The sequence below is a fragment of the Algibacter sp. L1A34 genome, from assembly GCF_009796805.1.
In the GTDB taxonomy this organism is placed as follows: domain Bacteria; phylum Bacteroidota; class Bacteroidia; order Flavobacteriales; family Flavobacteriaceae; genus Algibacter.
In genome coordinates this window covers 1,579,827-1,591,609 of record NZ_CP047029.1, presented here as the reverse complement: position 1 = coordinate 1,591,609, position 11,783 = coordinate 1,579,827, and the positions used below count along the sequence as shown (strand labels likewise).

The following is an 11,783-nucleotide window of genomic DNA, read 5'->3' as shown; positions in this document are numbered from 1 at the left end:
ATTAAATCTCAAATCATCATTAAAATGAAGAAATCTATCCTTTTATTTTTCCTATTTAGCCTTGTTATTAATAATACTGAAGCTCAAGTAAAATATGAAACTATCGAATCTTCTAAACTTGGAGAAACGCGCCAGATAAAAATTCAACTACCACGTGGCTACAACTCTAACGATAATAAAAGCTATCCTATTTTCATTGTTCTAGATGGCGATTATCTATTTGAAGCCGTAGCTGGAAATGTAGATTACTATTCCTACTGGGAAGATATGCCAGCATCTATAGTCGTTGGGGTAAACCAAATGGAAACCAGATATGACGATTGTTTATATTCTGAACAAAACTCTTTACCTGTTGAAACCGGAGCAGCATTTTTCGAATTTATTGGCCAAGAACTAGTTCCTTATATCGAAAAAACATACCGTACAGTAAATTTTAGAGTTGTCGTTGGTCACGGACAAACAGCAAATTTTATTAATTATTATTTATTAAAACCTCAACCACTATTTCAAGGTTATATATCTATTAGTCCCGAATTGGCGCCAAGCATGATAGATTATATTCCTGAAAGCTTAGCTAAAGCAGAATCTAAAATATTCTATTATTTAGCAAACACGAATAACGACGGGTCTTCTATAAAAAAAATGACCAAGGCTCTAAACACAGATATTGCAGCATTAGATAATAAAAATATAGTTTATAATTTTGATAGTTTCGATGGCCCATCACATTATTCTGTGCCAACACATGCTATTCCAAATGCTATCGAAGATATATTTCAGATATTTCAACCTATTTCAAAAAAGGAATATAAAGAAACCATTCTCGAATTAGAAATTTCACCAGCTTTATATCTTCAAGAAAAATACGATGCTATCAACGAATTATTCGGAATTGACAAAAAAATTCTAATTAATGATTTTAAAGCAATTTCGGCAGCAATCGAAAAAAATGAGCTTTACGAGTATTATGAAGAATTAGGCAAAATAGCAAGAAAAGAATATCCCGAAACACTTTTAGGCTCCTATTATATCGCACGTTTTTACGAAGAGACAGGTGAACCTAAAAAAGCGATGCGCACTTATCAATCTGCCTATACTTTAGAGGAGGTTGCTGGTATTACTAAAGATGAAATGTTAGAAAAAGCAAACCTTATTAAAGAAGATTTTGGTTACTAACTATTAAAATTTTCAAAACAAAACTTAAATTCCAAATCTAAAAAATGGCTAAAGTAAAAACCACTTTTTTTTGCCAGAACTGCGGCACGCAATACGCCAAATGGCAAGGGCAATGTAATGCCTGTAAAAACTGGAACACCATAGTTGAAGAGGTAGTGCAAAAACCAGAAAAAAGTGATTGGAAAACACCGACATCCTCGACGAAAAGAGCATCGATTCCATTAAGGATAAAAGATATAGATTCTTCTAAAGAAGCGCGACTAGATACTTTTGATGGTGAATTTAATCGCGTTTTAGGAGGTGGTATTGTACCAGGGTCATTAACACTTTTAGGCGGTGAGCCAGGTATTGGAAAAAGCACACTACTACTTCAAATTTCATTAAAATTACCTTATAAAACTTTATATGTTTCAGGTGAAGAAAGCCAAAAACAAATAAAAATGCGTGCAGAACGCGTTAACCCTAACAATAACAACTGCTACATTCTAACCGAAACTAAAACGCAAAACATATTTAAACAAATTGAAGCTTTAGAGCCCGATATTGTTATAATAGATTCTATTCAAACCTTGCATAGCGATTATATCGAATCGTCTTCCGGAAGTATTTCTCAAATAAAAGAATGTACAACCGAACTTATAAAATTTGCAAAAGAAACAGCAACACCCGTGTTATTAATTGGCCATATTACCAAAGACGGTAACATTGCAGGTCCAAAAATCTTAGAACACATGGTAGATACAGTTTTACAATTCGAAGGCGACCGAAATCATGTATTTAGAATTTTAAGAGCAAACAAAAACCGTTTTGGATCAACAAACGAATTAGGCATTTATGAAATGCAAGGTTCTGGTCTGCGTGAAGTTACTAACCCAAGTGAAATTTTAATTTCTAAAAAAGACGAAGATTTATCAGGCAACGCCATTGCCGCAACACTTGAAGGCATGCGCCCGCTTATGATAGAGGTGCAAGCCTTAGTAAGCACAGCCGTTTATGGTACACCACAACGAAGCGCCACAGGCTTTAACGCCAAACGCTTAAACATGCTTTTAGCTGTTTTAGAGAAACGAGCAGGTTTCCGCCTTGGCGCAAAAGATGTTTTTTTAAATATTACAGGAGGCATTACAGTAGATGATCCCGCAATAGATTTAGCCGTGGTTGCCTCTATCCTGTCTTCTAATGAAGATGTCGCTCTACAAAAAGATTTTTGTTTTGCAGCCGAAGTTGGACTTTCTGGAGAAATCCGTCCCGTTCAACGTGTTGAACAGCGTATTTTAGAAGCTGAAAAACTGGGATTCGCAACCATATTTGTATCTAAATACAATAAAATCTCTCTTAAAAATACAACGATTAAAATTCAGTTAATATCTAAAATTGAAGATTTAGTATCAAATTTGACTTAAAAAATCTATTAAACTACTGTAAAGCGCAATTGGTCGCTAAAAACCACCTGTTTCAACGAATATTTATTGAATTACAAATTTAGTTCTTTAATTTTGTCGAAATATTTATACGGAACAGTTTTAAATAATTGAAAATTTACTCCCTCGATATATTTCAATTAGCTAGAATACATTTAAAAAACAATAAAATTTCCCTCCGTATACACCTTTTAACGATTATTTAAGTGTTTTATATCAAAAAAATGCTTTTTAACGATTATTTTAGTTATTATAACGATGAAAAGTATTAATATTACATTCAATAGAAGTCTAATTTAGATTTACAAACCTAAAAAATTAACACATTATAAGTTTACTTCCCTCGTAAATATTTTTTTAATAGATCCATTTATCAAAAAATAGTTTATAGTCAAAATTTAATAGTCCCAAACTAATTAAAGTTTTAACCTATGAGGATAAATTACGATAACCAATGTCTTGTTACAAAAAAACATTTAGCATACACATCTTGTATAGTTTTATGTTTATTAGCTAAAATATTTTATGATCTAATTTTTTGTAATCAAAACAGTTCATGCATCTCAACTCTTACTTTCACTAGTATTAGCCACATCTTTTTATTTATAACCTATTCTTTTTTCCAATCTAGACAACACTATACAACCCCTAGCTTAGGCATACTCGATTTAGTGTCGCAAAGTATAAGAAACCAATACCATACTAACACAAAACCTTAAGAGTAGAAGATTTGATTTTTAAATAATTCGAAAAATCTTTACCTCAAAAAAACATACAAATTTATAATCACCCAAATTAATTCAACAATGCACCTCAATAATTTTAAGTCCAGATTTATTCTATTAATTTCATTTGTTTTATTTAACACTGCAAATGCTCAATTAAGTGATTTACATTTTTTACCTCCGTTAAAACAAGATAGTAACAATCAAGCTATTCAACAGCAAACAATTTATTTGTCAACTCCGGTTACAAGTTCATTTACTGTAAATGTATATATAGGCACGAGTACAACGCCTATTAAAAGTTTTTCTTTATCCAAATCTACTCCTGTATCTTATGATTTAGCTAATGGAGACAATAATATCACCTTAGTAACCAATGCTAATACAGGAATTGTGTTAAGTAACGCTGGTTTAAGATTTGAAGCTCCATCAAGCAATAAATTTTATGTAAACTATAGAGGTAGATCTAGTGCACAAGCAGCATCAATAACGTCTAAAGGTAGAGCGGCTATGGGGCAAAAATTTAAATGGGGTGGCGCACCTATAGAGGCAAACCATAGCTCCATGAGTGCTACCTTAGGTATTATGGCTTCAGAAAATGATACAAATATTATTATTTCGGGCTACAACCCCAACTGTAAGTTCCGTCTAGGCAGTGATTTAGATGGTATTACATCAAATTCAATTAGCGTTACCCTACAAAAAGGAGAGTCTTATGTAGTAGAAGCACCTAAAGACGCTACAGATGAAAATATTGATGGCTGGATTGGAGCCTCAATAGACTCTGATAAAGATATTGTTATCAGTAATGGAATGTTAAATTTTGGAGTAAGTGCTTCTAGCGCAAGTAGAGATGCTGGAGCAGACCAACCAGTTCCAGAAGATAAGTTGGGTAAAGAATATGTTTTCGTAAGAGGCTACGGAGGTACTACGAATGAATATGTTATTATAATCGGAACTCAAGCAAACACTAATGTTTATGTAAACGGGAATACAACACCATTTGCCAATATAGATGAAGGGGAATATGCCGAAATACCAAGTTCATATTTTTCAGGAAGTTTAGTTGGCGAGAATATGCTGGTTACCACCTCTAAAGATGCATATGCTTATCAAGTAATTTCCGGAGCTTCGACTATTTACACAGTAAGTCTTAATTTTGTCGCCCCCGTAAACTGCTTAATGCCAGACTCTATGGATTATATTTATGATATTAAAGATATTGCTGGAATTACTGCTTCTGGTGGATTGTTTTTAATAGCATCTTCTACAACGCCTAATTCAAATATAATAGTGGAAGACGAAACAGGAACAGTTACATTGCCTGAACCATTAACTGTAGCAGGCACATCTTCATGGAAATCCTTTTATATTTCAGATCTTACAGGAAATGTGTCCGTTGAATCCTCAGGACCAATTGCTGTCGGCTTTTTAGGCTACAATGGAGCTAGAGGTATTGCAGGGTACTTTTCTGGTTTCGATACTGTACCAGAAGTAGATCTACAAGTAGGAGGCGGAGGTTGCTTACCAGGCGCTATTGTAGAAGTGTATGATGAGACATTTGATTCTTATCAATGGTTTGAAGATGGTGTATCAATAGAAGGAGCTACAGACCCTACTTATACACCAACAAAATCTGCAGACTATTATGTAAGAGTTGTTAAAGGTGGGTGTACTTATGATTCACAACCACTTTCGGCATACTATTGTAATCCTGATATTTTACTAAACAAAACGGTTGACAAAGAAAGTCTTATCGAAGGTGAAACAGCAATATTTACTATTGAAGTAGAGAACTTTGGTGTAAATCCAGTTACCAATTTAACCGTTGTAGATGATATTCCTAGCGGACTAACTCTAATAAGTTCTAACCCCTCTATAGGAACTTGGAGTGGCAACACATGGACTATAGGAACTTTAAGCTCTGGAAGTAAAGAAACTATAGAATTACAAGTTCAAGCCGATGAAATAAACACTCTAATTACAGATTTAACTAATACAGCATATAATTATCAAGACCAAACAGATAATAATATTACTACAGACAGTCCTTCTGCTAATATTTCCGTATATAATTATATCAACGAAGCTACAGTATATTTTGATGGTCAAGACGACTATCTTGATGTAGATTCTTTTATTACTAACTGGGACTCTGCAACCATAATGGGTTGGGTTAAACTAGAAAGTGACAATACTGGAAATTTAACTGGAAATTATAGCATTGCCGGGCAAGAAACTATTAGACTATATGTTACTTCGGGAAGAACTCCAGCTTTTTTAGTTTATACACAAGCCCAAGTAACTAGTTCAAAAACATACCCATCCAATAATATTCAAGTACAGCCAAAGGCTGCAGATAATATTAAACTAGACAATGATATTTGGTATCATGTTGCCGGTGTTTTTGATTCGAGTTCTCAAACAATAAAACTTTATCTTAATGGCGAACTACTAAATACGGTAACCGACTCGGATTTAAACTCAGAAATACTATCCACATTTGATAATGGCACACCACACACCTATGCAAACCGAGACTTTGTTATTGGTAGATACCCAACCAATACTAGTACAGCAGGAAACGCTCATTTTCATGGAAATATTGACGAAGTTCGCGTGTTTAATAGAGCCTTGAGTGAAGAGCAATTACAACAAATGGTTTATCAAGAAATTGAGGATAATAGCGGAAACTTAATAGGAACAATAATCCCTAAGGATATTCAAGATTCACAAACTAACGAAAAAATATTATGGAGTGATCTTCAAGCTTATTACCCAATGACAGATATAATAGGCACAACCATTACAGATTATTCTAATAACAACCATGCTCTTACTATGCATAACATAACTACCATTAACGAGCAAACTGCACCCATGCCATATGTTTCAAATTACGATGGCGATTGGACTAGCAAAAGCACATGGTTACATGGAGACGTCTGGGATATAACAGATACGGACACAAATAAAGCATGGAGTATTGTAAGTATACAAAATGATATCGATGCCAATCATTCTATAGAAAACATAGGTTTAATTATAGATTCAGGTAAAACCCTGACTATAAACGGAGACAATCTTGTGCAAAATAATTGGTATTTAGAGCTAGGAGGAACACTCGATTTAATGAACGATTCTCAACTTATTCAAACTAAAAACAGTGATTTAGTAACATGGGAAAACGGCAAAATATTACGTAGACAAGAAGGAACATCCAATGTATATTGGTACAACAGTTGGTCGTCACCCGTCGGAGTTACAGGTATCACATCGTTAACAGATAATAACACCTCTGCCAATAATAACAATAATACTGACTTCGAAATAGATATGATAAAATTCAATTCTGGTTTAGAAGGAAAGTTCACCTCTAGCTATAGCGGATCAGGAAGTATTAGCACCTATTGGCTATATACTTTTATCAATGGATTAACCTATTGGGACTGGGAAAAAATATCCACATCAACTCCTATAAAAACCGGAGTAGGATATACACAAAAAGGAACAGGAAATGTAGGCACAGAACAGGAATATATTTTCGAAGGCAAACCTAATAATGGAACAATCTTAATCGATGTTATTGACAAAGGAGGAGATGGATCGGTAGTTAGTGTTTCAAAAACAGAGTATCTTTTAGGAAACCCTTATGCATCAGCACTGGATATACACAAGTTTATAGATGACAATGAAGGTTTAATTGATGGAACACTGCAACTATGGCAACAATGGAGCGGTGCTTCTCATAATTTAAGAGATTACAATGCAGGATACGCACAAGTTAATAAACTAGGGGCTTGTAGAGCACGCCAATTTGCAGGACGAAACGGAGGGACTACAGGTGGTGAAGTCGGAACACTTACCCCTACAAAATATTTACCTGTAGCTCAAGGTTTTATTACAGAAATTATAGCAACAGGAAAAATAGAATTTAATAATAGCCAGCGTATTTTTATAAAAGAATCTGATGTCGACGGGACAGAAAATAATGGTTCGGTATTTTTTAAAGGAGCACAAGGAAAAACTACCACTACAACTAATATCACTTCTGAAGAAAACGTTATTCAAAAAATTAGATTAGAATTTAACTCGATTACCGGACCAGAAACAAAAAGAGAGCTTTTACTTGGGTTTAGCGAGCAAACCTCTGACGCCTATGATTACGGATACGATGCAGAATCAGATGATGTAAACAACAACGATTTAAATTTAGTTTTAGACGGTAAAAACATGAACCTGCAAGCTTATAGCGAAATCACTGAAGACAAAGTTGTTCCGCTAAACTTCAGATCATCTGGTGATAATTCTTTTGAAATTAAAATCTCTGAAAAAATTAATTTAAATGAAGATCAAGAGGTTTATTTACATGATAATTTATTAGGGTTGTATTTCAATTTAAATCAAGAGTATGGATATAGCTTCACCTCTACCCAAGGTATATTTAATGAAAGATTCGAAATTGTATTTCAAAATGAAACAACAACACTAAGTAACGAAGAGTTAGCTACTACAGAAAACTTTATCTATTTCAAAAATAGCGCAAACACATTATACGTTAAAAAGCTAAATAGCGAAGTGACTAAACTAGCCTTAATTAATATGAGAGGTCAAACAGTTTTAGAGCAACAAAACGTATCGTCTAGCGAACTAAGCAATGGTATTCCATTTAATAATTTTGCGACAGGAACTTATATTGTTTGCTTAAGAACAGAAGCTAATGAGGTGCTTACTAAAAAGATAGTTATAAACTAACAGTTAATTACATAAGCGTATTTTAAAAGACCACAACTCTAGTGGTCTTTTTTTATTTTAAAAAATTAATGTTTTAAGTATTATTGCTTAAATTCGCATCCTTACTAGAATTAATGATAAATGAGCGCTAAATTTCCTGAATACAAAGGACTTGACTTACCAAATGTTGCAGACCAGATCTTAAACTATTGGCAAGAAAACAACATATTTGAAAAAAGTGTAACCACTAGAGAAGGTAATAAACCTTTTGTGTTTTTCGAAGGCCCGCCTTCGGCAAACGGTTTACCTGGTGTACACCATGTTTTAGCACGTGCTATTAAAGATATTTTTCCACGCTATAAAACCATGAAAGGTTACCAAGTTAAGCGTAAAGCTGGTTGGGACACACACGGTTTACCTATTGAGTTAGGTGTAGAAAAAGAATTAGGTATTACCAAGGAAGATATTGGTAAAACCATTTCAGTAGAGGATTATAACGCTGCATGTAGAAAAGCAGTAATGCGCTATACAGATGTTTGGAACGACCTCACTCAAAAAATGGGATATTGGGTTGATATGGACGATCCATACATTACTTACGAACCAAAATACATGGAAACCGTATGGTGGTTGCTAAAAGAAATATACACTAAAAAACTAATGTATAAAGGCTACACAATTCAGCCTTATTCACCAAAAGCAGGAACTGGTTTAAGTTCTCATGAGGTTAACCAGCCAGGAGCGTATCAAGACGTAACCGACACTACTATCGTTGCTCAGTTTAAAGCTATAGAAAGTACATTGCCAGATTTTTTAAAAAATGAAGGTGATATACATTTTACTGCATGGACAACAACTCCTTGGACATTACCAAGTAATACAGCATTAACTGTTGGACCAAAAATTGACTACGTTTTAGTTCAAACGTATAATCAATACACATTCAAACCTATTAAGGTTATTTTAGCAAAAGCTTTAGTTGGAAAACAGTTTGGAGGAAAAAATAATACTCAAGTAGAAACTAAAGCAGAGTTATTAGATTATAAAGAAGGAGACAAGAAGATTCCGTTTTATATAGTAGATGTTGGTTGGGATTATTCTGACGAAGAATATGAAGAAATTAAAAACACATATAAAAAAGAGAGCATAATAGGTGATAAAAAAGCTCCAAAACAAACATTTTCTCGAAAGGAATTTAAAGGAAACGATCTTGTTGGCATTAAATACGAACAATTATTACCATATGCCTTACCAAATGATAATCCAGAAAATGCTTTTAGAGTTATAGCCGGAGATTTTGTAACTACCGAAGATGGTACTGGAATAGTGCATACAGCACCAACTTTTGGAGCAGATGATGCTTTGGTTGCAAAACAAGCTACACCAGAAATTCCGCCACTTTTAGTAAAAGATGAAAATGACAACCTAGTACCACTTGTGGATTTACAAGGTCGTTTTAGACCAGAAATTAAAGATGATATTTACGGTTTTTCAGAAGAATATGTAAAATCTGAATACTTAAGTGAAGAGGAGTTTATTATAGAACTAGCAAAACAACAAGAAAAATTAAAGCCTGTTATTGCAGATTTAAAAAGCTATTTGAGTGTTGATGAAAGACTAGCTCTTAAATTAAAAAATGAAAACAAAGCTTTTAAAGTTGAAAAATATAAGCATAGTTACCCACATTGTTGGAGAACAGATAAACCTATTCTTTATTACCCATTAGATTCTTGGTTTATTAAAGTAACGGACATAAAAGGCCGTATGCACGAGTTAAACACAGGTATTAACTGGAAACCAAAATCGACTGGAGAAGGTCGTTTTGGAAACTGGTTAGCAAATGCAAACGACTGGAATTTATCACGTTCACGTTATTGGGGGATTCCATTACCAATTTGGAGAACCGAAGATGGTAAAGAAGAAATTTGCATAGGTTCTGTTGAAGAACTGAAAGCAGAAATGCAAAATGCAGTTACAGCCGGTGTTTTAGCTGAAGATATATTTGCAGATTTCGAAGTTGGAAATAATTCCGAAGAAAACTACGCGAAAATAGATTTACATAAAAATATAGTTGATGAAATCACTTTAGTTTCAGCAAGCGGACAACCTATGAAACGCGAAAGCGATTTAATTGATGTCTGGTTCGATTCTGGCTCTATGCCTTATGCGCAATGGCACTACCCTTTTGAAAATAAAGATAAAATTGACGAAAACAAATCGTTTCCAGCAGATTTTATCGCTGAAGGTGTCGATCAAACACGTGGATGGTTTTATACGCTTCATGCTATAGCGACTATGGTTTTCGATTCTGTAGCTTATAAAAACGTAGTCTCTAACGGATTAGTGTTAGATAAAAACGGACAAAAAATGTCTAAACGTTTAGGTAACGCCGTGGATCCGTTTGAAACTTTAGGGACATATGGTGCCGATGCTACGCGTTGGTACATGATTGCCAATGCAAATCCTTGGGATAATTTAAAATTCGATTTAGAAGGGATAGAAGAAGTAAAACGTAAATTCTTCGGAACACTTTACAACACCTATTCATTCTTCCAGCTTTATGCTAATCTTGATAACTTTAATTATAGTGAAGCCGATATTCCGTTAAACGAACGTCCAGAAATAGATAGATGGATTCTTTCAGAATTACACACATTAATCCAAAAAGTAGATGCTTTTTATGCCGATTACGAGCCAACAAAAGCAGCGCGAGCTATTTCAGACTTTACACAAGATTACGTAAGCAACTGGTTTGTACGTTTAAGCAGAAGACGTTTCTGGAAAGGTGATTACCAACAAGATAAAATTTCAGCATACCAAACACTTTACACCTGTATGGTAACTATTTCGAAATTAGGCGCACCCATTGCACCGTTCTTTATGGACAAGTTGTATTTAGATTTAAATTCGGTTACTAAAAAAGAATCTTTCGAGAGTGTTCACTTATCAGAATTCCCAGTATTCGATGCTAATTTTGTTGATAAGTCGCTCGAAAACAAGATGGAAAGCGCTCAAATCATTTCATCTTTAGTACTTTCATTACGAGCTAAAGAAAAAATAAAAGTAAGACAACCATTACAAAAAATCATGATTCCTATTGATAGTGAATCTCAAAAAAATGAAATACTAGCGGTTGCAGACCTTATAAAATCTGAGGTTAATGTAAAAGAAATTGAAGTTCTAGAAGATGCTTCGGATATTTTAGTAAAACAAATAAAACCAAACTTTAAAGTTCTTGGCCCACGTTTTGGAAAAGACATGAAAGCCATCGCGCAATTAGTTAATAACTTCACTGCTAGTGACATAAAAAACATCGAGCAAAATGGTATTTTGGACATCGAAGTTAACGGAAAAAGTATTACCTTAGAACGTACAGATGTTGAAATAACATCACAAGACATCGAAGGGTGGTTGGTTGCAAACGAAGGTTCATTAACTGTAGCTTTAGATGTAACGATTTCTGAAGAATTACGTAAAGAAGGTATTGCGAGAGAATTAATAAACCGCATACAAAATTTACGAAAAGATTCAGGATTAGAAGTTACCGACCGTATTAATGTAACTTTTCAAAAAGACGAACATATTGTCAAGGCTGTAGAAGCAAATATTGCGTATATTAAGTCTGAAACACTAACAAACGAATTAAATATTATTGATAATTTACAAGATGGTATAGAAATTGCTTTTGATGAGGTAAATACCAGATTGTATATCCAAAAAAACTAAA

4 protein-coding genes are annotated in these 11,783 nt (G+C 33.9%); all 4 read left to right on the top strand.

The window, feature by feature from the left end; all coding sequences use genetic code 11:
• Positions 1-24 precede the first annotated feature (24 nt).
• The 4 genes from GQR97_RS06825 to ileS all read left to right on the top strand — a co-directional run bounded on the left by GQR97_RS06825 (position 25) and on the right by ileS (position 11,782).
• Entirely contained in the window at positions 25-1,176 is a 1,152-nt protein-coding gene (locus GQR97_RS06825; RefSeq protein WP_158846761.1) for an alpha/beta hydrolase, read from the top strand.
• Positions 1,177-1,220: 44 nt separating this feature from the next.
• Positions 1,221-2,579, top strand: coding sequence for a DNA repair protein RadA (gene radA, locus GQR97_RS06820; RefSeq protein ID WP_158846759.1), 1,359 nt, complete (start codon positions 1,221-1,223; stop codon positions 2,577-2,579).
• An 824-nt stretch (positions 2,580-3,403) separates the two neighbouring features.
• Complete coding sequence (locus GQR97_RS06815) at positions 3,404-8,077, top strand: LamG-like jellyroll fold domain-containing protein (RefSeq protein ID WP_158846757.1); 4,674 nt, start codon at positions 3,404-3,406, stop codon at positions 8,075-8,077.
• Between the two features lie 120 nt (positions 8,078-8,197).
• Positions 8,198-11,782 (top strand): isoleucine--tRNA ligase, encoded by a 3,585-nt coding sequence (ileS, locus tag GQR97_RS06810; RefSeq protein WP_158846755.1) that lies wholly within the window; start codon positions 8,198-8,200, stop codon positions 11,780-11,782.
• Position 11,783: the final 1 nt, after the last annotated feature.

Coding starts and splice junctions, on each gene's coding strand:
- ileS (WP_158846755.1), top strand. CDS start 8,198: ATGAGCGCTAAATTTCCTGAATACAAAGGACTTGACTTACCAAATGTT.
- GQR97_RS06815 (WP_158846757.1), top strand. CDS start 3,404: ATGCACCTCAATAATTTTAAGTCCAGATTTATTCTATTAATTTCATTT.
- radA (WP_158846759.1), top strand. CDS start 1,221: ATGGCTAAAGTAAAAACCACTTTTTTTTGCCAGAACTGCGGCACGCAA.
- GQR97_RS06825 (WP_158846761.1), top strand. CDS start 25: ATGAAGAAATCTATCCTTTTATTTTTCCTATTTAGCCTTGTTATTAAT.